Origin of the sequence: Tsuneonella deserti, assembly GCF_014644315.1 — a bacterium.
GTDB lineage: Bacteria > Pseudomonadota > Alphaproteobacteria > Sphingomonadales > Sphingomonadaceae > Tsuneonella > Tsuneonella deserti.
The window spans coordinates 1,451,908-1,474,624 of record NZ_BMKL01000001.1 but is presented as its reverse complement, the minus strand read 5'-3'; the positions used below and the strand labels follow the sequence as shown (position 1 = coordinate 1,474,624).

Below are 22,717 nucleotides of genomic sequence, written 5' to 3'. Positions count from 1 at the left end.
GCGGTGGATAAGCCTGCCGAAAGCGGGGATGAATGTTCGTTTCTGTCGCCCCGGGCCAGAGAGCGGTGCCCGGTGAACGATGGGTCAGGCAGCCGCGGCAGCCGGCCGGAGAACCCGTCCGGCCAATGAATTCGGCCCCGCCTCGACGAGCTCCACTTCGACGAGATCGCCAATTGCATGGTCGCCCGTAAACCACACCGACTGGAGCCACGGCGACTTACCGAGCCATTGCCCAGGCAATTTCCCGCGGCGCTCAACCAGGACCGCGCACTTCTTGCCGACGGTGGACTGGTTGAACGCAAGCTGGTCGCGATTGAGCGCCGCCTGCAATTTCTGCAGCCGCTCTTCCATCACTGGCTGGGGAATGTGACCGCTCATCGTGGCCGCGGGGGTGCCGGGGCGCGATGAATACTTGAAGCTGAAGGCCTGGGCATAGCCGACCGCATCGATCAGGCGCAGCGTCTCGGCGAATTCCGCGTCAGTCTCCCCAGGGAACCCGACGATGAAATCGCCCGATACGGCGAGGTCTGGACGGGCCGCGCGAAAACGCTCGATCAGCCGCAAATAACTTTCGGCAGTATGGCTCCGGTTCATGCCCTTGAGCACCCGGTCCGATCCGCTCTGGACCGGAAGGTGGAGGAACGGCATCAGCTTGTCGATCTCGCCATGAGCGGCGACCAGGCCGTCGGTTACGTCCGCAGGGTGGCTCGTCGTGTAACGGATGCGGCGGAGATCCGGCAGCGCGGCGATCGCGCGGATCAGCCCGTCGAGGCCGAGAGGTCGGCCTTTCTCGTCTTCCCCGCTCCAGGCGTTGACGTTCTGCCCCAGCAGCGTGATCTCGCACGCGCCGGCTTCGACTAGCCTCTCCGCTTCGGCGAGCAGGTCCTTGAACGGTCGAGATATCTCCGCACCGCGGGTATAGGGAACGACGCAGTAGGTGCAGAACTTGTCGCATCCCTCCTGCACCGTCAGGAACGCGCTCGGACCGCTCCGCCGGCGACCCGGTAGTGCATCGAACTTCGCGATTGGCGGCATTTCAGTATCGCTGGACCGTTCGCCTCGGGAGGCCTGCTCGATCATCTCCGGCAGGCGATGGTAGGCCTGCGGTCCCACCACCATGCTCACGGCCGGGGCGCGGACCATGATCTCTTCGCCTTCTGCCTGGGCAACGCACCCGGCGACCGCGATCAGCGGGCGTTTTCCCGCGGCGTCTCCGTTCTTCACAAGGCGGCCGATGTCGGAGTAAACCTTTTCCGCTGCCCGTTCGCGGATGTGGCAGGTATTGAGAACCACCAGATCGGCATCATCGCCCTCAGCAGCGGGGACGATGCCCTGCGCCTCGAGAAGATCGGTCATCCGTTCGCCATCATAGGCGTTCATCTGACAGCCGAAGCTCTTGACCCTGAAGGTCTTCGGAGGCGGGGCGGAAGGCATGGCGGCGCAGTTAGCCGAAATGGGCCGGGGAGGCTAGCGGCTCATCTCCGCAGCGATCCTGGCGCGGGCGGCAGCCGAGACGGATTTGCGATCGGCAAGATCGGCTCCCTGCAACGGATCGAGGAAGTGCAGCGTCAGCCGCAACGGACGCAGCCGGCCAAGGATGCGCTTGAAGTTATCCAGCCCGTGCTCGTCTCCGACCCAGGCAATTCCGGGTGCCTCCTCGTAGTCGAGCAACACCGGCTGGACGACTGCCCCTGGCGGAAGTGGGTGCAGCGCCGACAGAAGCGCGGACTTGAACGGCAGCAGTCCGGTACCGTCACTCGTGGTGCCCTCGGGAAAGAGGGTCAGGCTGCCGCGCTGGTCCATCGCTGTTCGCACCTGCTGGACCTGCGCTGCGATGCTTTTGCGGTCATGCCGGGCGATAAAGACGGTCTCGTTCATCTCGCATAGCCATTTCAGCAACGGGAATGCGGCTAGGCCGTCGTGGGCGACGAAGGCGCTTCCGGTTACCTGCGACAGCGCGGGAATATCGAGCCAGCTCACGTGGTTGGCGAGCAGCAGCGCGCCTTTTGCAGGCGTGCCTTTCACCCGCAGATGCAACCCGGCCACGAGGCCGATCGAGGACAGAAACACGCGGGGCCACCAGCGGCCGAGGCCCAGGGCGCGCCACAAAAAGTGGAGCGGCGTGCACACGGCGAGCATGATGGCCATGAGAAGCAGGCGAAAGCCTATCAGAGGCCAGGCGAGCGCGTTGGGCCGCGCCGCGGGCAGGACGTGCGTCATCAATCCTTGCGGTCGTTGCGGACGCCGTAGAGTTCCATCCGGTGATCTACCAGGCGAAAGCCGAGCTTCGCGGCGATCTGCCGCTGCAGAGCCTCCAGCTCGGGGTCGACGAATTCGATGACCTTGCCTGTTTCGACATCGATGAGGTGATCGTGGTGCGCCTCGGGTGCCGCCTCGTACCGTGCACGACCGTCGCCGAAATCATGGCGGTCGAGGATACCTGCCTCTTCGAAGAGGCGCACTGTCCGGTAGACCGTGGCTATTGAAATTTTCGAGTCGATGGCTGCCGCACGCCGGTGAAGTTGCTCGACATCGGGATGATCGTCGCTTTCCGAAAGGACGCGCGCGATGACCCTGCGCTGTTCAGTGATCCGCAGCCCTCGTTCGGCGCACAGTTGCTCAAGATCGATCGGGTGGTGCAAGCGGCGCTCCGGCAAGGACAATCGTCCCGGAACTTAGAGCCCCGGGACGTTGTTCTCAAGCCTCAGGCAGCCTTCTTCTTCCGCCCGCGTTTTTGTCCAGGCTTGCGACCCAGGCCGATCTTCACGGCCAGATCCCGCCGGGTTTCCGCATAGTCGGGAGCAACCATCGGATAATCCGCGGCCAGACCCCAACGCTGGCGATATTCGTCGGGAGTCATCCCGTGTTCGGTCATCAAGTGACGCTTGAGCATCTTCATCTTCTTTCCGTCTTCAAGACAGACAAGATGGTCGCGCTTCACCGATGCCCGAATAGTGACCGCCGGATCGGGGCGGGCTTCCTCTACCACCGGAGGTTCACCCAGATTGGCGAGTGCACCGTAGACGGTGGAGATAAGGCTCGCCACCTCGTCGACGGAAATAGTGTTGTTGCTCACGTGAGCTGCGACTATATCGGAAGTTAGGGTTATCAGCATCTCCGACATGTCGGTTTCTATTGTGTCCATGTTGAAACCTTCTTTGCGATCGATATTTATTGGTGGGGTAGCCGTCACCGCTCCCGCACGCCTTATCCTGCTTGATTTGTTTTGAAAAAACAAGCGAAGCAACTGGCCTCGCGAGGAAAGAGCCTAGGTGGAACTGCCTTTTATTAAGCAAACGAATGTAATTGCATCCAATCTTTTTCCACTTGGAAGGCGATAATAATCCTTTCGCCGTCCGATCGGCTCAAACCCCGCGGCCCGGTAGAGTCTCTCGGCCGGATTGTTCGACCGCATCTCAAGGAACACGCGCTCCGCACCCCTTTGCCGTGCGTCTGCAATAACCTGATCGAGAAGGCGCCTGCCGAGACCCCTGCCCCGGTGGGAGGGATGCACCGCGATGAGCAACAACTCTTCTTCCCCGGGTGCGGCGCGTACAAGGGTAAAACCCGCAGCGGGCTGCTCCGGAAGTGCCACCTGCCCGTCCTCTCCGAACAGCCTGCTATGAGTGTGTGGGAAGACCAGCGACTCGCTCACTTGCCGCCTGGTCCACGCTTCGCCCCATTGTGGCTCGAACGCCGCTTCCATGACTTCCATCAGGCGATCGAGATCGTCAGTCATCCAGGCAGCCGCGCGTCGGGTCCGCGACCATAGATTGGCGAAATGGTCTCACTGAGGATGCCGGTCGGCAGGAGGCCGGCTTGCGCCGCGTCCGGCAAGGTAATCCCGGCCCAGGAATGGTCGCCGCGGCGTTCGGCAAGGGCGGTCGCCTGGGAACCCGCCAAGGGCAGCCGCCCGTTGCGACCGGCCGCGGCCTCGGGAACAAGCGACTGTACAGGCCCAAGCAGCACTGGTCCGGGTCCGAAATCCTGCACGAACCACTCGCCATGTCCGCCCGTCATGCATACCGTAACCCCAGACAGATCCCGGCCTGCGAGCGCCATGGCGGCCACCAGAGCAAGCGTGGGATAGCCCAGGACCGGCGCCTGCCATGCGAGACCCAGAGCACGCGCGGTGGCGATCCCGATGCGCACCCCCGTGAAGCTGCCCGGACCGAGTGAAACCAGGATCCGGTCAGCACGACCTTTGCCGGGCAGACCGGCTATCATCGGGACGAGCTGTTCGGCGTGGCCGCGTCCGAGTACGCGATGTGAAGAAGCGACGACTTCAGCGCCTTCGAGCAAGGCAACCGAGCAGGCCTCCGTAGCGCATTCGATTGCCAGTGTTCGCTTCGCCGCTTCGCCGCTCATTGCACCCGCCGATGGCACGGCGGGGCGCAATTAGGCAAGCGGTCAGGCTATGCGATTGAAGGTATCGAAGTCGGGTCGCGGGCTGCGCTCGAAGATTGTCGCGGGATCGCCGTACCCGACCGAACAGATGAAGTTGGATCGGACGCGGGGCTGATCCGCGAAGAACGCGGCGTCGACTTTCGCGTTATCAAAACCCGACATGGGTCCCGTGTCGAGACCAAGAGCCCGGGCCGCAATGATGAAGTAGGCGCCTTGCAAGGAGGAGTTGCGAATGGCGGCGAGTTCGCGCCCCTGCTCGTCTCCTTCGAACCAGCTTCGCGCATCGGTGTGCGGAAAGAGCCACGGCAGTTGGTCGTGAAAGTCGATATCGTAACCGATGATGGCGGTTACCGGCGCCTGAAGGATTTTGGCCGGATTGGTTCCACCGGCAAGCTCGGCCAGGCGCTGTTTGGCGTCTGCCGACTTTGCCCAGACGATCCGCGCCGGCAACATGTTGGCCGAAGTGGGGCCCATACGTGCCAGGTTCCAGATCGCGCGTAGCTGTTCGTCGGTGACCGGGCGGTCGAGCCAACCGTTGTATGTGCGGGCTTCAAGGAAGATCTGTTCGAGCGCATCGTCCGGCAGCGGACGATGGTGGAATTGTTTGTTCAAAACGGGTCCTTCAGGCGGCGCGCACTTCGGTGACTTCTGGGATGTAGTGCTTCAAAAGCCCTTCGATCCCGTGCTTGAGCGTAGCGGTCGACGAAGGGCAGCCCGAGCAGGCGCCTTGCATCTGAAGGTGAACCACGCCGTCCCGGTAGCCGCGATAGATGATGTCGCCGCCATCGTTGGCCACCGCGGGCCGGATACGCGTTTCGAGAAGCTCGTTGATCTGGGCGACGATATCGGCATCGGCGGGGTCTTCCTCGACGATCCGGTCGGCCTCTGCCGGCACGCTGATCCCGCCAGCGTCCCCGCCGGCAAAAAGGGGCGCACCGGAGACGAAATGATCGAGCAGTACGGCCACGACCTGCGGCTTGAGCTGGCTCCAGTCAGCGCCGGGAGCAGCCGTCACCGACACGAAATCCGCGCCGAAGAAGACGCCGGTAACCTCACCGGTGTCGAACAGCGCTTCGGCCAACGGGCTCGATGCGGCCGCTTCGGGGCTCGCGAATTCGCGGGTTCCTGCAGGCATCACCTGACGGCCGGGCAGGAATTTGAGCGTCGCCGGATTGGGCGTTGTTTCTGTCTCGATGAACATGAGCGCCATGTAGGAAGTGCACCGGGAAGGGGCAAGTTCGGCAGCCGGTGCCGTTTCTTGCCGGGCATTCACTATCCCTTCATTCCCTCACTCCCTATAGACGGGGGATGACATCGCTCCCGCGTGCCGTCCGGCACCTCGCGCCCCTGCTTCCGCTCATGCTGCTTGCGTCGCCGCTTCCGGCGCAGGACGAACAGGCCGCTACCGCGCCGAAGTTCGTTCAGACAGGCAATGTCACCCCGTGGATCTATCGCGGCAGCGACGTTCCTCGCGACAAGGAATGGCTGTTTGGCGAGATGCCCAACGGGCTGCGCTACGCCGTACGCAAGAACGGGGTTCCTCCGCAGCAGGTGTCCATCCGCGTGCGTATCGACGCTGGCTCGATTCACGAGACCGATGCCGAGCAGGGTTTCGCCCACCTGATCGAGCACATGACATTCCGTGAGAGCAAATACCTAGCAGACGGCGCGGCAATCCCGACTTTCCAGCGGCTAGGCGCGACTTTCGGCAGCGACACCAATGCCGAAACCTCGCCGACACAGACGGTCTATAAGCTGGACGTTCCCGAAGCTACGCCGGCAAAGCTGGAGGAAGTGTTCAAGCTCTTGTCGGGCATGATCCAGGCGCCGACTCTGTCGGCCAAGGGCTTGGCCGAAGACCGGCCCATCGTGCTTGCGGAAAAGCGCGAGCGCGGCGCCGCGGCGCAGCGTGTGGCCGAAGAGAGCCGCAAGACGATCTTCGCCGGCCAGCGCCTTGCCAACCGGCTGCCGATCGGCACCGAGGAAACGCTTAACGCTGCCACCGCTGAATCGGTGCGAGCCTTTCACCGCCGCTGGTATCGACCGGAGAACACAGTCGTCGTGGTCGCAGGGGACGCCGACCCACGGGTGCTTGCAGGCTTGGTGGAAAGATATTTCGGCGGCTGGAAGGGCGTGGGACCGCACGTCAAGGCGCCCGATTTCGGCGATCCGAAGGCCCCGGCGGGGGCGAGCCGCGAAAACCCCGTGGGCGAAACGCAAGTGCTGGTCGAGCCGGACCTCCCGCGCAGCCTGACTTACGCGGTCATGCGGCCCTGGCGGCCGGTCAACGATACGATCGTTTATAACGAGGGACTGCTGCTCGACTCGCTTGCCCAGGCGATCATCAACCGGCGCCTGGAATCGCGTGCCCGGGCGGGCGGCTCTTACCTCTACGCGCAGGTCAACCAGGAAGACGTGAGCCGCACGGCGGACGCAACCTTCGTGACATTCGCGCCGCTGACCAACGACTGGAAGTCTGCGCTCACCGATGTTCGCGCCGTGATCGCGGATGCCCTGGCAGAGCCGCCGACGCAGGAAGAGATCGAGCGGGAAATGGCCGAGTTCGACGTCGCCTTCGCCAGTTCGGTTGAACAGCGGGCGGTCATGGCAGGTTCGAAGCTGGCCGACGATGTCGTCCAGGCGATCGACATCCGCGAGACGGTCGCTGCGCCAGAGACGGTGCTGACGGTGTTCCGCGGCATGAAGGACCAATTCACTCCGGCGAACGTGCTGGCGCATACGCGCTCGCTGTTCGACGGCGACGTGATCCGCTCGGTCTACGTCACTCCCGATGGTTCCGAGGCGGATCCCCAAGCTCTGCGCAGCGCGCTCCTCGCCCCGGTCAAGGCAGATGGAAGCGCGCGGTTGACGGCCAAATCCATTTCCTTCGGCGATTTGCCCGCAATCGGAACGCCACAGCAACCCTCGGCCAACGGGCCTCTCGGTCTGCTCGACATCCAGCGCGTGGCCTTCCCCAACGGGACGACAGCGCTGTTGTGGTCCAACAACGCCGAGCCGGGCCGGGTGACGGTCAAGGTCCGCTTCGGATCGGGTTGGCGCGCCTTTGCGCCGCAGGACGCGGTTTACGCCAAGCTGGGCGAAAGCGCGCTGGTCGGCTCGGGTGTCGGAGAGCTCGGGCAAGACGAACTCGACCGGATCAGCAATGGCCGCAAGATGGGCTTCGATTTCGCCATCGACGACGGAGTGTTCACCTTCACCGCGCAGACTCGCGCCGCCGACCTTGCCGACCAGCTCTATCTGTTCGCCGCCAAGCTGGCGACACCGCGCTGGGATGCCAATCCGGTGCTGCGCGCCAAGGCCGCTTCGAAACTGGCTTACGAAAGCTATGCCACCAGCCCGAACGGCGTTCTCGAGCGGGACCTGCAATACCAGCTCTATGCTCGCGATCCGCGCTTCGCGACGCCTGACGCGGCACAACTGGATACCGCCACGCCCGAAGGCTTCCGCAAGGTGTGGGAGCCTCTGCTCAAGCAAGGGCCGGTGGAAGTGCTCATCTTCGGTGACTTCAAGACCGACGAGGCAATTGCGGCACTTGGCCGGACCTTCGGCGCCCTGCCACAGCGCGCGCCGATCCCGGCAATGGCGCTGGCAAGGGGGGTGAAAGTGGCCTCGGCGGGCCCGCCGACGGTCCTTCACCACCGCGGCGACTCCAACCAGGCAGCCGCAGTGATCGCTTGGCCGAGCGGCGCAGGTGTCGCCGGGTTGCCGGAATCGCGCCAGCTTCAGATTCTTACCGACCTGTTCAACAATCGCCTTCTCGATGAAATGCGGGAGCGGACAGGAGCGAGCTATTCTCCGCAGGTCAGCAGCGACTGGCCCGAGGACATCGGGTCGGGCGGTTCGATTTCGGCAGTTGCGATGGTGCGGCCCGAGGACGTCCCGGCGTTTTTTGCCGCTACCGACGAGATCGCGAGGGATCTGGCCGCCAATCCGCCGACCGCGGACGAACTGGCCCGTGTTACGGAGCCGCTCAAGCAGTCGATCAGCCGTGCATCGACTGGGAACACGTTCTGGCTGTGGCAGCTCGAAGGTGCGAGCACCGATCCGCAACGGGTTCGCCTGCTCCGGTCGCTGCTGAACGACTACACGCAGACCACGCCGCAGAAGATGCAGGCGCTGGCGGCGAAGTACCTTGCAAAGCAGCCGTTCCGCCTCGCAGTCATCCCCGAGGGGCAGCAATTGGCAACCAAGGTGCAGAGAGCGGCCGCAGGAGCGCGCTAAGCAGGCTTGAGCGCGCCCAAGTTTATCGCGCTTTGCTCCCCGGCAGGTTAGCGCCTACTTCGCCGGGGAACCGAAGGATCATGCGTGGCACATCAGTGGAAACCGGATAGCTGGAAGTCTTGCGAAGCGCGGCACCTGCCGGATTACCTCGATCAAGCGGCCCTGGCCGAGGCGGAAGCAACTCTTTCCCATTTTCCCCCGCTGGTGTTCGCGGGCGAAGCGCGGGCGCTGAAGGCGGATCTCGCCGAAGTAGCGGGCGGACGCGGTTTCCTGCTCCAGGGCGGGGATTGCGCGGAAAGCTTCGCCGAGTTCCATCCCAATAACATCCGCGACACATTCCGCGTGCTGCTGCAGATGGCGGTGGTGTTGACTTTCGCCAGCAAGCGGCCGGTGGTGAAAGTCGGGCGGATGGCCGGCCAGTTCGCCAAGCCGCGCAGCGCGCCGACCGAGACGCAGGGGAACGTGACTTTGCCGAGCTATCTCGGCGATAACATCAACGGCATCGACTTTACTCCTGAGAGCCGGGCGAACGATCCCCGGAGGATGGTCCGCGCCTATTCGCAGGCTGCGGCCACCCTCAACCTGCTGCGCGCGTTCGCGGGCGGCGGCTATGCCAATCTGCGGCAGGTTCACCGCTGGACCCTGGATTTCATGGGACGGAGCCCGTGGGCGGACAAGTTCCAGGACGTCGCGGACCGGATCGGGGAATCGCTCGACTTCATGGAGGCGTGCGGGATCAATCCCGAGACGCTTCCCCAGCTTGAGCGCACCAGTTTCTACACCAGCCACGAGGCGCTGCTTCTGCCATACGAGCAGGCGCTCACCCGCCAGGACAGCCTCACCGGCGACTGGTACGATTGCTCGGCGCACATGCTGTGGATCGGCGACCGCACCCGGTTTCCCGGCAGCGCGCACGTCGAGTTCTGCCGCGGGATTGGCAACCCGATCGGCATGAAGTGCGGACCGAGCCTCGCGCCCGACGATCTGCTGCGCCTGCTCGATACGCTCAATCCCGGACGCGAACCGGGCCGAATGACGCTGATAAGCCGTTTCGGCGACGACAAGGTGGAAGCGGGGCTGCCGCCGCTCGTCCGCGCGGTTCAGCGCGAGGGGCACCCCGTCGTGTGGAGCTGCGATCCGATGCATGGCAATGTCATAAAGTCGAACAGCGGCTTCAAGACCCGGCCGTTCGATCGCATCTTGCGCGAGGTGAAGGGCTTCTTCGCGGTCCATCGCGCCGAAGGTACGCACGCTGGCGGCATTCATATCGAAATGACCGGGCAGGACGTCACCGAATGCGTAGGCGGAGCGGTTGCCATCAGCCACGAAGCACTGGGGGACCGCTATCACACCCATTGCGATCCGCGTCTCAACGCCGCGCAATCGCTGGAGCTGGCTTTCCTGCTGGCGGAAATGCTTAACCTGGAGGCAGGGACGCGCCAGGCGGACGCAGCCTAGCCGGCTTCGGATGGTCTTCAGGCGATCGGGGAAGGCGCGGCAGATAACCGCTGCAGCGTCAGACTGAACGGCTGCCGAACGTTAGGATGGAAACAAGGCGAGCCCAATTGAGTCTTTGACTCGGGGCCTTGGCAGGTCATCATGCCCAGCAGCGGCGAAGGAGACCTGCAATACCTCAATTTGCCCCCCAACGGGCTCTCGACGCCAGCGAGGACCTGGCAGCGCGCTTCATCGCCGCGCGGACGTTGAGTGAAGCACTTGCGGCACCGCTCAGCGACGCTGACGCCACCATCCAGTCAATGGACGATGCCAGCCCTACCAAATGGCATCTGGCGCACACGACATGGTTCTGGGAAACATTCCTCCTTCGCGATCACCTGACTGGTTACCGGTTGTGGCGCGAGGATTGGCCCTACCTGTTCAATTCCTATTATGAAGCCGAGGGAGAGCGGCATGCGCGCAGCAGGCGAGGGATGCTCGCGAGGCCATCGCTTGCCGACATCCTCACTTGGCGCGAGCATGTCACGCAGGCGATGGCACCCCTTTTCGGACGCGAGGAACTGGGCGACCTGATCGAATTGGGCATCGCGCACGAACAGCAGCACCAGGAGTTGCTGCTGACGGACATAAAGCACGCGCTGTTCCAGAATCCGCTTGGGCCTTCGATGTGGACAGAGCATCCGGAGATACCGCACCGGAGTGCCGGAAAGGGGAACTGGTCTGAACATCCCGGTGGCATCACACCTATCGGTCATCGCGGCCCGGGCTTTGCCTTCGACAACGAATGTCCGCGCCATCGCGTGCTTCTCGAGCCGTTCGCACTGGCAGACGATCTGGTCACCAATGGTGAGTGGCGGGCATTCATCGACGACGGTGGATATCGCGCGCCGTCGCTTTGGCTGTCCGACGGGTGGGCATGGGTTCAACGAGAAGGCATCGCCGGGCCGCTTTACTGGCGCGGCGATGAGGCGTTCACCCATTGCGGATGGCAGAAGCGGGACGAGCAAGCTCCTGTGACGCATATCTCGTATTACGAGGCCGACGCGTTCGCATGCTGGGCCGGTGCCCGCCTGCCGACCGAATTCGAATGGGAGGCCGCAGCCGCGACGCGCGACGCGCTGGCCGGCAATCAACTCGACCGGGCAGGGCCGCCGCTCCCGCAAGGAACAGGAGAATTGTTCGGCGACTGCTGGCAGTTCACACGCTCGGCTTACCTGCCGTATCCACGCTTCCGCGCCGCGGAAGGTGCAGTGGGCGAATACAACGGCAAGTTCATGTCGGGGCAGTTCGTGCTGAAAGGCGCCAGTTGCGCGACACCGCGGGGTCATTCGCGCTCCACCTACCGCAACTTCTTCTATCCCCACCACCGCTGGCAATTCACCGGCCTGCGCCTGGCAAAGGACGCCTGATGCCCGCACGAAAAGGTCTCACCCTCGTAAACCTGGATTCGGACGGAGTGGATACGGCGTTTCGCGCCGACGTGTTGCAGGGGTTGTCCGAGCCTCAGAAGGCTATTCCCGCGCGCTGGTTCTATGACGATATCGGTTCCGATCTGTTCGAGCAGATTACCGGGCTGCCGGAATACTACCCCACTCGCGCAGAAACCGAGATCCTGACGGAGCGGTGCGACGAGTTTGGCGGGTTGATCGGGCCTGGGACCGCGGTCGTGGAGTTCGGTTCGGGCAGCTCGGTCAAGACCCCGCTCCTGCTGGGCTGCATCGATCCGGCGGCATACGTGCCCCTCGACATCGCCGGCGATTTCCTAAGGGCTTCGGCCGACGCGCTCGCGGCCCAGTTTCCGAATCTTCCGGTTTTCCCGGTGGAAGCGGATTTTATGAGGCAGGTGCAATTGCCCGCCGATGTTACCGCGATGCCCAAGCTCGGGTTCTTCCCAGGCTCGACTATCGGCAACATGGTCGCCCGCACCGCCGTCGACCTGCTGCGCACCATGCGCGCCACGCTTGGAGAGGGAAGCCAGCTCCTGATCGGGATGGACCTGATCAAGGATCCCAAGGTGCTGACGGCTGCATATGACGATTCGCAAGGGGTGACGGCTCGCTTCAACCTGAACCTTGCCGCCCGCATCAATCGGGAACTGGGCGGTACCATCCCGATCGAGGACTTGCGCCACGTAGCCCGCTGGAACGACGAATTCGCCCGCATTGAGATGCATCTCGAGGCAACTCGCACAATCGAATTCGTGGTATCGGCCCGCCGGTTCGCGATGACGGAAGGCGAGACCATCCATACCGAAAACAGTCATAAATTTTCCCGCCGCAGCAGCAACACGCTCCTGCTCGCCGGCGGCTGGACCCCGCGCCATTGGTGGCTCGATCGGCAAGAGCGGTTCTCGCTGGTGCTGGCGGATGCCACGGTCCCGCGGAGCGCGCCCTAGTCATGACGGGGAAAGCGACCATATGTTAGCCTGACCATATGGACGTGCAGACAACCTGGCAGGCGGCGAGCGAAATCATCCGCGAGATTCCGCGCTCGGGTTTGCTGGTCGCGACCGTACTCGCGGTTCTCGGCAGCATGCTCGGGACGGTCGTCGCCCGCCGCTACTCGCGGGTGGGTCGGACGCTTGCCACCACTTGCACGGTCGCGCTTGCGGCGATCCTGGTCGTCGTGATGCTTCAGGTCTCGCGGTTCGATCCTCGGCTCGACATCGCAGTCCCGGAGCTCGGCCTTCCGCAACAGACCGTGTCCGGCGGCGAGACGCGCGTGCCCCTGGCACCCGACGGCCATTTCTGGATCCAGGCCACCGTCAACGGCACGGCCGCAGCGTTTCTCGTTGACACCGGTGCGACCCTGACGGCGGTGTCGGTTCCGCTTGCCGATGAAGCTGGTCTGGAACCACGGACAGGTGGGGTTCCGGTGCGCATATCGACAGCCAATGGGGTGGTTTCGGCGGACCTTACCACCATTGACGCATTGCGCTTCGGCAATGTGAAGGCCGGCGGTCTCGATGCGGTAATCGCCCCCAACATAGGCAGGACGAATGTGATCGGCATGAACCTGCTATCGCGGCTGGCGTCATGGCGCGTGGAAGGAAACACGCTGATCCTGGTGCCGCACAACCCGCAACCGGCCGCCTGAGCTTGCTCCACGGCGTCCGCGCTGGCAGGGCCGGGGCATGACATCGCAGGCTCCGCTCCAGTTCGAAGGCATCCACAACTTCCGTGACTATGGCGGCTATCGTGCCGACGGGGGTTCGGTTCGCCGCGGGTTGCTCTATCGCTCAGGCCAGCACGTCGCCGCAACCGATGCGGACCTTGCTGTTCTGTCGCGACTGGACATTCGTACGGTGATCGACCTGCGCGGAATTACCGAGCGCGAAATGAACCCCTGCCGTCGCCATGACGGGTGGCAGGGCGAGGTTATCGCGCACGAAGGCGAGACGACTTCCAGCCCGCCGCACATGGACATCGGTCCGGATGTCACCACCGCACAATACGCGCGCGACCGCATGCTGGCGGTATACACCCGGATGCCGGACAACCCCGCGATGCACGCGATGTTCGGCCGCTATCTGCAGGCGCTGGCCGACCGCGAGGGCGCGAGCCTGGTGCATTGCTTTGCGGGCAAGGATCGGACCGGCATCGCCGCCACGCTGCTGCTGCACATTCTCGGCGTTTCCGAGGAGGACCAGCTGGAGGAATTCCTCCTGACCAACAAATCGCCGACGCTGCACGTCCTGCGCGCGCAATCGGTGCCCGGTATGGAAGCGCGGCTGGGGCGGAAGATGGACGATGAGTCGGTGCGTGCGCTGCTCGAGGTGCACGAGGATTACCTCGCCCGGTTCCACGAAACGGCCACTGAGATAGCGGGCTCGCTGGACGCCTGGTTGGCTAGCAAGGTGGGTGTGGGCGACGATCTGCGCGACCGGCTGCGGGCGAAGTTCATCGCCTGACGGGGATAGTGGGATGGACCGACTCGATTTCGCCGGCCAGCCCTCCTATCTCGCGCGCTGACGGAGGAACCATGGCTACCCACAAGACACGCATGCTCATAATCGGCTCGGGCCCTGCCGGGCTCTCGGCGGCGATCTACGGTGCGCGCGCGATGATGGAGCCGATCGTGGTGCAGGGCCTCCAGCCCGGTGGCCAGCTCACCATCACGACCGATGTCGAGAACTATCCCGGTTTTCGCGACGTGGTGCAGGGCCCGTGGCTGATGCAGGAAATGCAGGCCCAGGCCGAGCATGTCGGCACGCGCATGATGTGGGATACGATCGTCTCGGTCGACCTCGAGAACGGCTCGCCTTTCCGCGCCGTCGGCGACAGCGGCGACGTCTATGAAGGTGAGACGCTCGTGATCGCCACCGGCGCGCAGGCGCGCTGGCTCGGTGTTCCTGGCGAGATGGAACTCGGCGGCAAGGGCGTTTCGGCCTGCGCCACCTGCGATGGGTTCTTCTATCGGGGCAAGAAGGTCGCGGTAATCGGCGGCGGCAACACCGCGGTTGAGGAAGCGCTCTATCTCACCAACCACTCCGACGACGTCACTCTCATCCATCGCCGCGATTCACTGCGCGCCGAACGCATCCTGCAGGAACGGCTGTTCAGGCATCCGAAGATCAAGGTCCTGTGGAACAAGGTCGTGGAAAGCTTCGAGGGCGACCCGCTTGCGGGCGGTCTGACCCATCTCTCGCTCAAGGACACGGTTTCGGGCGATATGAGCGCCTTCCACTGCGATGGCGCGTTCGTCGCCATTGGCCACGCGCCGTCCACCGAGCTCTTCAAGAAAAAGCTGGCGATGGACGACGGAGGCTATCTGCTCGTGGAGCCCGGCACGCCGAAGACGGCAATCCCTGGCGTGTTCGCCTGCGGCGACGTGATGGACCACACTTACCGCCAGGCGGTGACCGCTGCGGGCACCGGGTGCATGGCAGCATTAGATGCCGAACGGTTTCTCGCCACGAGCAAGTTCGAAAAGGAACAGGTGCCCGAAAGCACCTGGTAGGTCAGAACACCGCCAGTGCAGCGTGGACGATGAGAATCAGGAGCGCGAGGCTCGACAGGGCGAACAAAAGGAACCGCACAGCGACCTTGTTCACCGTCGCCTGCCAGATCGAGTGTACCACTCGCAGGCCGACATAGACCCATGCCAAGGTTGCATTGAGGCCATCTCCCTGGCCGATGACGGCCAGCACCAGCGCCACCGCATAGAACAGTGTGGGCGCTTCGTGCAGGTGGTTGTAGTTGTGCGCTTTCCACTGAACGCTCGGCGGCAAGAGCCCTTCGAGCTTCGCGCCCGTCCAGCCGACGTCCGCATCGGGACCACCATCCTTGGGCAGCTTGCCGATAGCGGGGATGCGGGTTGCGTACATCCACACCCACATGATCATCGTCCACGCAAGCAGCGCGACGACGGGTTTGAGGATTTCCATGCCGATCATTGGAGCACCATCGGGTCAGCGAAAAGGGTCAGCGAAAGGGCGCGGATCGCCAGCACGATCAGCGCTATCGTGGAGATCAGGAAGAGAATGAAGCGCACGGAGACGACGTTCACCAGAGCCTGCCACAGCGAGTGGACTATGCGGACTGCCACGTAGATCCAGGCAATCAGGACGCTGGTCGGATCGGGACCGAGCAGGGCGATGATCAGCGACACCGCGTAGAACAGCGTCGGCTGTTCGACGAGGTGCGAATAATTGTGCGATTTCCAATTGATCCGGTCTTCGAGAACGCCCTCTAGATCCTGCCCGCGTCCGCCGGGCTTGGCGTTCTTGAGCCCGCCCATCTTCGCGAGTGCCGGCAGGCGCGTGCCCGCGGCCCACATGAGCATGATCAGCGTCCAAGCGACCAGCACTGCCGCCGGTGCGAGCATTTGTGCCAGCATCGATTAATCCCCCATTGGGCCCCGCGCCAACCTGCGGGCGTCGATGTCGCTTGTCAAACCTTGAGGTCAGTCCGAGCCGCTGAGCATCTCGGCGAACGATGCGGCATCAGTGTTACCTCCCGTGAGCATGATCACCGTGTTCTCGTCGAGCGTAACCTTCCCGGCGATTGCGGCGGCGAGGGCGGCAGCTCCCCCTGGCTCGACGACGAGCTTCAGTTTCGAGAAAGCGAAACGCTGAGCCCGCCGCACCTCGGCGTCCGTCACGGTAACCCCCGGTTCCGAGCGGTCGGCGAGCACATCGAGGTTCATCTGCCTCGTCGCCAAGGGCTGGAGCGAATCGCAGATGGTAAGAGGAGCATCACTGCCGATGGCGCGCACCTCACCGGCTGCCAGGGACTGACCGACGGAGTCCCATCCCTCCGGCTCGACGGGGATGACCCGGCTCTCCGGGCAGGCCAGCGCGAGGCCCGCAGCCAGCCCCCCACCGCCACAGGGCGCAACGATGCGAGTCGGCTGGCGTCCAAGCTGGGCGGCTATCTCGATGCCCGCGCTTCCCTGCCCTTCGATCACCCAGGGATCGCCGAAGGCGTGGGCGAGCACGGCGCCGCGTTCCTCGACGATCTTCGCGGCGACGGCGTCGCGATCCTCGCGCGGTCGCTTGTAAAGGACAACTTCCGCCCCCATTGCGCGAGTGGCGTCCAGTTTCACCCGCGGGGCATTATGCGGCATCACGATCGTCGCCCGGATGCCGAGCTCGCGCGCAGCCCAGGCGATGCCCTGCGCATGGTTGCCACTCGAGACCGCGACCACGCCGCGCTCGCGTTCTTCGGGAGTCATGTCGCTCAGCCTGTGCCACCCGCCGCGGATCTTGAAGGCGCCGATAGGCTGCAGATTTTCTGCTTTCGCCCACAGGCGGACGCCGTGGATTTCAAGCGGTAGCAATGGAGTAGGCGGAAGGATGACCGCGATCTTCTCGGCGGCGCGAAGTACGCCCGCGCGGGTCGGCCGGCGCTGGGGAGATTCATTCATGTTCAGGTCCCCCGAGCTGAAGCGTGGACCACTTGGACCACAGTCCTGGAGTCGGGAAGCGGCGCGTGCAACGGGCTTCTCAGATGCGATAGACGCGGGCGAAAAGTATGAACAAGCGGCATGCCTGAAAGCTTGCCCGAACAACCGCGGGGTAGGAAAGGCAAAAAGCCGGACCGCCTTGCCCGTCTGGCGCATTGTCCTATGGGGGCACCGTCAATCTTCCGCCGGAAGGCGGAGCGAGTTCAAGCGGAGTAGAAATGTCGACAGTCCTGGTAATCGGTGCGGGCGGAGTCAGCTCGGTCTGCGTGCACAAAATGGCGATGAATGCGGAGATTTTCACCGACATACACCTCGCCAGCCGGACTAAGTCGAAGTGCGATGCCATCGCCGCTTCGGTGAAGGAGCGCACCGGCCGGGACGTGCAGACCTATTCCATCGACGCTGAAGAAGTGCCGGCGATGGTCAACCTCATCCGCAAGGTGAACCCCAGTCTCGTGGTCAACCTGGCGCTGCCGTACCAGGATCTGCCGATCATGGACGCCTGCCTGGAAGCCGGCGTGAACTATCTCGACACCGCCAACTACGAGCCCAAGGACGAGGCGAAGTTCGAATACAAGTGGCAGTGGGCCTACCACGACCGGTTCAAGGAAGCGGGGCTAATGGCGCTGCTCGGCTCCGGCTTCGATCCGGGCGTGACGAGCGTGTTCACGATGTGGCTCAAGAAGCACAAGCTGAAGACCATTCGCCAGCTCGACATTCTCGACTGCAACGGCGGCGATCATGGCCAGCATTTCGCGACCAACTTCAATCCGGAAATCAACATCCGCGAGGTGACTGCGCCCGCCCGTCACTGGGAGAACGGCGAGTGGGTCGAGACTCCTGCAATGTCGAACAAGGTCAACTTCGACTTCGAAGCGGTCGGCCCGAAGAACATGTATCTCATGTATCACGAAGAGCTGGAAAGCCTCGCCCGGTTTGTTCCTGAGCTCGAACGGGCACGCTTCTGGATGACATTCGGCGATGCCTACATCACGCACCTCACCGTGCTCCAGAACGTCGGCATGACCTCGATCGAGCCGATCCGCTATCAGGGGAAGGATATCATTCCGCTCCAGTTCCTCGCCGCCGTGCTGCCCAAGCCGGAAACCTTGGGCGAGACGACCAAGGGGAACACCAACATCGGCGTGATCGCTACCGGCGAGGCGCTGGACGGGTCGGGCGAGAAGACATTCTACATCAAGAATATCTGCAGCCACGAAGCGGCCTACGAGGAAACCGGAAATCAGGCGGTAAGCTATACCACGGGCGTGCCCGCGATGATCGGCAGCGCGATGATGGTGACCGGCAAATGGTCAGGCGAGGGCGTCTTCAACATGGAGGAAATGGACCCCGATCCGTTCATGGACATGCTCAATTCGGATGGCCTGCCCTGGACCGTCGAAGAACTCGCGGCCCCTGTGGAATTCTGATCCGTGAACTGGACGATGCTCGCGCCGGTTGGCTTGCTGGCCCTGTCGAACGTCGTCATGAATGTCGCCTGGTACGGCCACCTGAAGATGCCCCACATGGCGGTCTGGCTGGCCATCCTGATGGCGTGGGTTATCGCCCTGTTCGAATACGGCCTTGCCGTTCCAGCCAATCGGATCGGGGCGGCAAGCTATTCTTTGGCCGAACTGAAGACGATCCAGGAAGTCCTTTCGCTTAGCGCGTTCGTGCTGATTGCCTGGATCCTGTTCGACCAGCGCCCCGGTCCCAGCCAGATCGCCGGCTTCGCGTTTATAGCGGGCGGGGCGTGGCTCGTGTTCAAGGCGCCCTTCGGCTGACAAGGAACTGACATGGAAACCAGAGCCGGCGATCCCGGAGCATTCGCGCACTTCGACCTGAGCCGGGTGGACTCTCCGGCCTTCGTGGTGGATGCGGCGAAACTGCGCGCCAACCTGCAGATCCTGTCCGACATCCGCGACGAGGCCGACATCAAGGTCCTGGCCGCCCTCAAGGCGTTCAGCATGTGGTCGGTCGCCCCGATCATCGGCGAATACCTCGACGGCGTGTGCACCAGCGGCCTTTACGAAGCGCGCCTTGCGAGCGAGTTCTACGATGGCGAGATCGCGACTTACTGTGCCGCTTACAAGCCAGCCGAGCTGGCCGAAGTCTGCCGGTTGTCGGACCATGTCATCTTCAATTCTCCAGGCCAGATGGAGCGCTACGCGCCTATCCTGGAAGAAGCGCGCGCCGCCGGACAGCGGTTTGACATTGGCCTGCGGATCAACCCGCTATGCCCCCAAGGGGAGGTGCCGCGTTACGATCCCTCCTCGCCCGGCAGCCGCCTGGGCTTTCCAATCGACCAGCTGACGCCCGAGATCATGGGCCAGATCGACGGCATCCACTTCCACAACCTGTGCGAGCAGGATTTCGAACCGCTCCGCCGCACGTGGGACACCGTGTTCGATGCGATCGAGCCGTGGTTCGGCCAGCTCAAGTGGATCAACATGGGCGGCGGCCACCACATCACCAGGGCGGACTACCAACGCGAGGAACTGGTCGAATTCCTGCGCGACGCGAAGGAGGACACCGGCGCGGAGATTTATCTGGAACCTGGTGAAGCCGTTGCGCTCGATGCGGGCATCCTCGTCGGGACGATTCTTGATTCGCATTGGAACGGCCAATCCGTGGCCATCGTGGACATCTCGGCGACGTGTCATATGCCGGACGTCATCGAAGCGCCCTATCGGCCGGCGATGCTGCACGAGGGCCGGGGGCCGGCAAGCGAGAGCGGCCTAGGAGATCCGGGTGACTGGCTCGGAACCGGGGAAGGGCAGGGCGAACTGGTCCGGCTCGGCGGCCCGTCGTGCCTCGCCGGCGACGTCATCGGCGACTACCGCCTGCCGGTGCCTAACGAGCCTGGCGAGCGGATCGCGTTTCTCGACCAGGCGCACTATTCGATGGTCAAGACCAACACCTTCAATGGCGTCCCGCTGCCAAGCATCTGGCTGTGGGACAGCGAAAGCGATTCGCTCGAGCAGGTGAAGAGCTTCGGATACGAGGACTTCCGCGACCGCCTCAGCTGAACGGACGTGGGCCACGGTCCCTCGCGTGCGGGGGTTGTGGGCAAAAGTCCCGATTTTCACTTGCGGTTCACGCAGCGCCTTATATAGGCGCACCCCGCAGCCCCAAGGGGACTTCCATAACCGCAAGGCTGCCTCGTTCAAACTTACCGTTTGGGGGTCCCTTGAGTTGCACCATCATCCTGACGCACGGTCTGTAGTTCGCGCCCTCGCGCCGGACGAACCGGTAATCCTCAACCGCCCGCACGCTGCTGCGCGCGCTGCCCGCTTCTTCGTCGAGAAGTTTCCGGGCAAGTCGCTCTATGCCGTGAAGGCGAATCCCTCGCCCGATCTCCTGCGGGTCTTGTGGGACAACGGGGTGACCCACTTCGATGTAGCCTCCATCGCCGAGGTCCGCCTGGTGCGCGAAGCGCTGCCGGCCGCCGAGCTGTGCTTCATGCACCCGGTCAAGACCGCGCGGGCGATCCGCGAAGCCTACTTCCAGCATGGCGTGAAGACCTTCAGCCTCGACACGATCGAGGAGCTCGAGAAGGTCGTCGAGGCGACCACCTCGGAGCAAGGCGTCGCCGCTGGCGACCTGCGCCTGCTCGTTCGCCTGCGCGTATCTTCGGAATACTCCGAGCTCAGCCTGGCCGCCAAGTTCGGGTGCGATCTCGCGGATGCGGCGGAGCTGCTACAGGCGACCCGCCAGCACTGCGACTGGCTGGGCGTGTGCTTCCACGTTGGCAGCCAGGCTATGACGCCGTTTGCCTACGTCCAGGCGCTGGAGCGCGTGCGCGCCGCGGTCGCCGAGGCGTCGGTGGTCATCGACGTGGTCGATGTCGGCGGGGGCTTCCCCAGCGATTATCCGGGGATGGAGCCGCCGCCGCTCGAAGATTACTTCGCGATCATCCACCGCCACTTCGAAGCTTTGCCGATCGCCTACAACGCCGAGCTGTGGTGCGAGCCCGGGCGCGCGCTTTGCGCCGAGTATTCCTCGCTGATTGTGCGGGTAGAGAAGCGCCGGGGCGAGGAGTTGTACATCAACGACGGCGCATACGGCGCGCTGTTCGATGCCGCGCATATCGAATGGCGTTTCCCGGTCGTCGCGCTCGAAGATGACCTCACTCAACCTCTCGCGGAGTTCGCGTTCTACGGACCGACTTGTGATGACGCCGATTACATGAAGGGACCCTTCATGCTGCCGGCCGATATCCAGGCAGGTGATTATATCGAAATCGGGATGCTCGGCGCCTATGGAGCGGCGATGAAGACCGGCTTCAACGGCTTCGGCAAGGCCGAACAGATCATCGTCGAGGACGAGCCGATGGCAAGCCTCTATCGCGGCGACCGCGTCGATCCGCGCGCGAGCGACAACGTGGTGTCGCTTCGCTGACTCAAACGAAGTCCCGCGGCGAAGATCGCCGCGGGACGATTATCGCGCATTTATGGCGCGGTCTGTTTACTTGGGCTTCTTGGGGGTAGAGGGGTGAACGTGGGCGCTTGCGTCCGCCTTCACATGACCGGTCGTCGTGGTCGTTTTGCCCAGAGCATCGATTGCGCGGTTCACCGTGTTGGTGATGCCGCTCGGGGTGGTGACCGACTGCTGCGTGGAAGCGGTCGTCGAAACGCTTCCGGCGTCATCGGTTGTAGTGGTGGTTTCCGTCGTTCGCGAGACTTCCGCCCCGTTTCCGTTGGCGGTCGGCACCGTTGTCGTCGTGGTAGTCTCGGTAGTCGCGCCTGCGGTCGGCACATCCTGCGCGAAGACGGCTGTTCCCGTGGCGAGAAGCAGAGCGGTGAGTGCTGCGATCTTCATTGTCTTTCTCTCCGGCTGCGCGACACGTTGCTGGCGTGCCGCGATGGGGAGCGAGCGGGTCGGCTCGCTCGCCTGTCGCGGAGATTAACGGTTCTACAGACCGTCGTTCTTCAGAAACGGCTCGCGGATGAGACGTTTGGAACGCGGCTCGATGCGTTGATCGAATTCGACCGGAGTCAGTCGCCGAAGCCGACGAATCGCGCAGCTTCCTGGACCGGCTTTCGCTCGCTGACCACCGCGTTGGCGGGAAAGGTGTCGTCCGGCCAGCCGAGCGCTACCGCCTTCATGATGACCTGATCGTCGGGAATTCCCGCGTGCTGACGGACGATCGGGCTCTGCATGATCCCTTGCGAGTTGATTACGCAGCCCAACCCGCGTGACCACGCCGCGTTCACCAGCGCTGTAGTAACCGCGCCGCAATCGAACTTGCTGTCGTCTCCATCGTCGAGAACGCGGTCGTAGGTAATGATAACGCAGACTGGCGCGTCGAACTGGCGGAAGCCGCGCAGCACCCAGTCCTGGCGCTTGTCCTTGTCGTCACGCGCGATCCCCATTGCTTCGAACAGCTGCTTGGCGACGCCGATTTGCCGCTCGCGGTGGACGCCGGCAAAAGCGCTCCCCCGCCGGAACTCGCGGCTGTCCGGAACGCCGGCGAGGATATTCTCGGTATTGCCCCGGCGAATGCGGTCGAGCGGCTCTCCGGTGATCACATGGAAATGCCACGGCTGGGTATTCATCGACGAGGGCGACCGCATCGCGAGGGCAAGGACGTCCTCGATCAATTCACGCGGCACCGGTTTGTCGAGATACCCGCGGATAGACCGGCGCCCGAGGACGACCTCGTCGTAACTGGGTGGAGATGCATTGCTCATGGCAACCGATT

Annotated in this window: 24 protein-coding genes; 11 read left to right on the top strand and 13 right to left on the bottom strand. The window is 63.6% G+C overall.

Annotated features, from left to right (window positions below; translation table 11 throughout):
• Window positions 1-84: 84 nt before the first annotated feature.
• From miaB to IEW58_RS06955, 8 genes are all read right to left on the bottom strand, one after another.
• A complete protein-coding gene (gene miaB / locus IEW58_RS06990) occupies window positions 85-1,434 on the bottom strand; it encodes a tRNA (N6-isopentenyl adenosine(37)-C2)-methylthiotransferase MiaB (RefSeq protein ID WP_188644472.1) in 1,350 nt (449 codons plus the stop codon).
• 33 nt (window positions 1,435-1,467) lie between these two features.
• Entirely contained in the window at window positions 1,468-2,220 is a 753-nt protein-coding gene (locus IEW58_RS06985; RefSeq protein WP_188644471.1) for a lysophospholipid acyltransferase family protein, read from the bottom strand.
• Entirely contained in the window at window positions 2,220-2,642 is a 423-nt protein-coding gene (locus tag IEW58_RS06980; RefSeq protein ID WP_188644470.1) for a Fur family transcriptional regulator, read from the bottom strand. The genes IEW58_RS06985 and IEW58_RS06980 overlap by 1 nt, the downstream gene beginning before the upstream one ends.
• Before the next feature lie 62 nt (window positions 2,643-2,704).
• Window positions 2,705-3,145 carry a Ros/MucR family transcriptional regulator gene (locus tag IEW58_RS06975; protein WP_188644469.1) on the bottom strand — a complete coding sequence of 147 codons (441 nt, stop codon included), beginning with the start codon at window positions 3,143-3,145 and terminating at the stop codon, window positions 2,705-2,707.
• Window positions 3,146-3,268: 123 nt separating this feature from the next.
• A complete protein-coding gene (locus IEW58_RS06970) occupies window positions 3,269-3,739 on the bottom strand; it encodes a GNAT family N-acetyltransferase (RefSeq protein ID WP_188644468.1) in 471 nt (156 codons plus the stop codon).
• Entirely contained in the window at window positions 3,736-4,368 is a 633-nt protein-coding gene (gene tsaB, locus IEW58_RS06965) for a tRNA (adenosine(37)-N6)-threonylcarbamoyltransferase complex dimerization subunit type 1 TsaB (protein ID WP_188644467.1), read from the bottom strand. The genes IEW58_RS06970 and tsaB overlap by 4 nt, the downstream gene beginning before the upstream one ends.
• Before the next feature lie 42 nt (window positions 4,369-4,410).
• A complete protein-coding gene (locus IEW58_RS06960) occupies window positions 4,411-5,019 on the bottom strand; it encodes a malonic semialdehyde reductase (protein WP_188644466.1) in 609 nt (202 codons plus the stop codon).
• A 10-nt stretch (window positions 5,020-5,029) separates the two neighbouring features.
• Window positions 5,030-5,608, bottom strand: coding sequence for a NifU family protein (locus IEW58_RS06955; protein ID WP_188644465.1), 579 nt, complete (start codon window positions 5,606-5,608; stop codon window positions 5,030-5,032).
• A 107-nt stretch (window positions 5,609-5,715) separates the two neighbouring features.
• Here IEW58_RS06955 and IEW58_RS06950 point away from each other — a divergent pair, with 107 nt between their 5' ends.
• The 7 genes from IEW58_RS06950 to trxB all read left to right on the top strand — a co-directional run bounded on the left by IEW58_RS06950 (window position 5,716) and on the right by trxB (window position 15,066).
• A complete protein-coding gene (locus IEW58_RS06950; RefSeq protein WP_188644464.1) occupies window positions 5,716-8,649 on the top strand; it encodes a M16 family metallopeptidase in 2,934 nt (977 codons plus the stop codon).
• 84 nt (window positions 8,650-8,733) lie between these two features.
• A complete protein-coding gene (locus tag IEW58_RS06945) occupies window positions 8,734-10,107 on the top strand; it encodes a class II 3-deoxy-7-phosphoheptulonate synthase (RefSeq protein ID WP_188644463.1) in 1,374 nt (457 codons plus the stop codon).
• Window positions 10,108-10,277: 170 nt separating this feature from the next.
• On the top strand, window positions 10,278-11,516 hold the full coding sequence (gene egtB / locus IEW58_RS06940) for an ergothioneine biosynthesis protein EgtB (protein WP_188645704.1): 1,239 nt from the start codon (window positions 10,278-10,280) through the stop codon (window positions 11,514-11,516).
• Complete coding sequence (gene egtD / locus IEW58_RS06935) at window positions 11,516-12,502, top strand: L-histidine N(alpha)-methyltransferase (RefSeq protein WP_188644462.1); 987 nt, start codon at window positions 11,516-11,518, stop codon at window positions 12,500-12,502. The genes egtB and egtD overlap by 1 nt, the downstream gene beginning before the upstream one ends.
• A 38-nt stretch (window positions 12,503-12,540) precedes the next feature.
• Window positions 12,541-13,203 carry a retropepsin-like aspartic protease family protein gene (locus IEW58_RS06930; protein WP_188644461.1) on the top strand — a complete coding sequence of 221 codons (663 nt, stop codon included), beginning with the start codon at window positions 12,541-12,543 and terminating at the stop codon, window positions 13,201-13,203.
• Window positions 13,204-13,240: 37 nt separating this feature from the next.
• Window positions 13,241-14,017, top strand: coding sequence for a tyrosine-protein phosphatase (locus tag IEW58_RS06925; RefSeq protein ID WP_188644460.1), 777 nt, complete (start codon window positions 13,241-13,243; stop codon window positions 14,015-14,017).
• Window positions 14,018-14,088: 71 nt separating this feature from the next.
• Window positions 14,089-15,066 (top strand): thioredoxin-disulfide reductase, encoded by a 978-nt coding sequence (trxB, locus tag IEW58_RS06920; protein ID WP_188644459.1) that lies wholly within the window; start codon window positions 14,089-14,091, stop codon window positions 15,064-15,066.
• A gap of 1 nt (window position 15,067) precedes the next feature.
• Here the strand turns inward: trxB and IEW58_RS06915 are convergent, their stop codons facing one another.
• The 3 genes from IEW58_RS06915 to IEW58_RS06905 form a co-directional block, all read right to left on the bottom strand.
• Window positions 15,068-15,502, bottom strand: coding sequence for an MAPEG family protein (locus tag IEW58_RS06915; protein ID WP_188644458.1), 435 nt, complete (start codon window positions 15,500-15,502; stop codon window positions 15,068-15,070).
• Window positions 15,499-15,945, bottom strand: a complete 447-nt coding sequence (locus tag IEW58_RS06910) for an MAPEG family protein (protein WP_188644457.1) — start codon at window positions 15,943-15,945, stop codon at window positions 15,499-15,501. The genes IEW58_RS06915 and IEW58_RS06910 overlap by 4 nt, the downstream gene beginning before the upstream one ends.
• Window positions 15,946-16,011: 66 nt before the next feature.
• A complete protein-coding gene (locus IEW58_RS06905) occupies window positions 16,012-16,974 on the bottom strand; it encodes a threonine ammonia-lyase (protein ID WP_188644456.1) in 963 nt (320 codons plus the stop codon).
• Window positions 16,975-17,231: 257 nt separating this feature from the next.
• On the opposite strand from IEW58_RS06905, the gene IEW58_RS06900 reads away from it, so the two are divergent.
• The 4 genes from IEW58_RS06900 to IEW58_RS06885 all read left to right on the top strand — a co-directional run bounded on the left by IEW58_RS06900 (window position 17,232) and on the right by IEW58_RS06885 (window position 21,414).
• Window positions 17,232-18,443 (top strand): saccharopine dehydrogenase family protein, encoded by a 1,212-nt coding sequence (locus tag IEW58_RS06900; RefSeq protein WP_188644455.1) that lies wholly within the window; start codon window positions 17,232-17,234, stop codon window positions 18,441-18,443.
• Window positions 18,444-18,446: 3 nt separating this feature from the next.
• On the top strand, window positions 18,447-18,797 hold the full coding sequence (locus IEW58_RS06895; protein WP_229658480.1) for a DMT family protein: 351 nt from the start codon (window positions 18,447-18,449) through the stop codon (window positions 18,795-18,797).
• A 12-nt stretch (window positions 18,798-18,809) separates the two neighbouring features.
• On the top strand, window positions 18,810-20,042 hold the full coding sequence (locus tag IEW58_RS06890) for a carboxynorspermidine decarboxylase (RefSeq protein WP_188644454.1): 1,233 nt from the start codon (window positions 18,810-18,812) through the stop codon (window positions 20,040-20,042).
• 166 nt (window positions 20,043-20,208) lie between these two features.
• Window positions 20,209-21,414: an alanine racemase gene (locus IEW58_RS06885; RefSeq protein WP_188644453.1), complete on the top strand. Its 1,206-nt coding sequence runs from the start codon at window positions 20,209-20,211 to the stop codon at window positions 21,412-21,414.
• A gap of 66 nt (window positions 21,415-21,480) precedes the next feature.
• Here IEW58_RS06885 and IEW58_RS06880 read toward each other — a convergent pair whose 3' ends face one another.
• The gene (locus IEW58_RS06880) at window positions 21,481-21,834 is read right to left on the bottom strand and encodes a hypothetical protein (RefSeq protein ID WP_188644452.1); all 354 of its coding nucleotides are present in this window, start codon (window positions 21,832-21,834) and stop codon (window positions 21,481-21,483) included.
• Window positions 21,835-22,010: 176 nt separating this feature from the next.
• Window positions 22,011-22,706 carry a nitroreductase gene (locus IEW58_RS06875; protein ID WP_188644451.1) on the bottom strand — a complete coding sequence of 232 codons (696 nt, stop codon included), beginning with the start codon at window positions 22,704-22,706 and terminating at the stop codon, window positions 22,011-22,013.
• Window positions 22,707-22,717 lie beyond the last annotated feature (11 nt).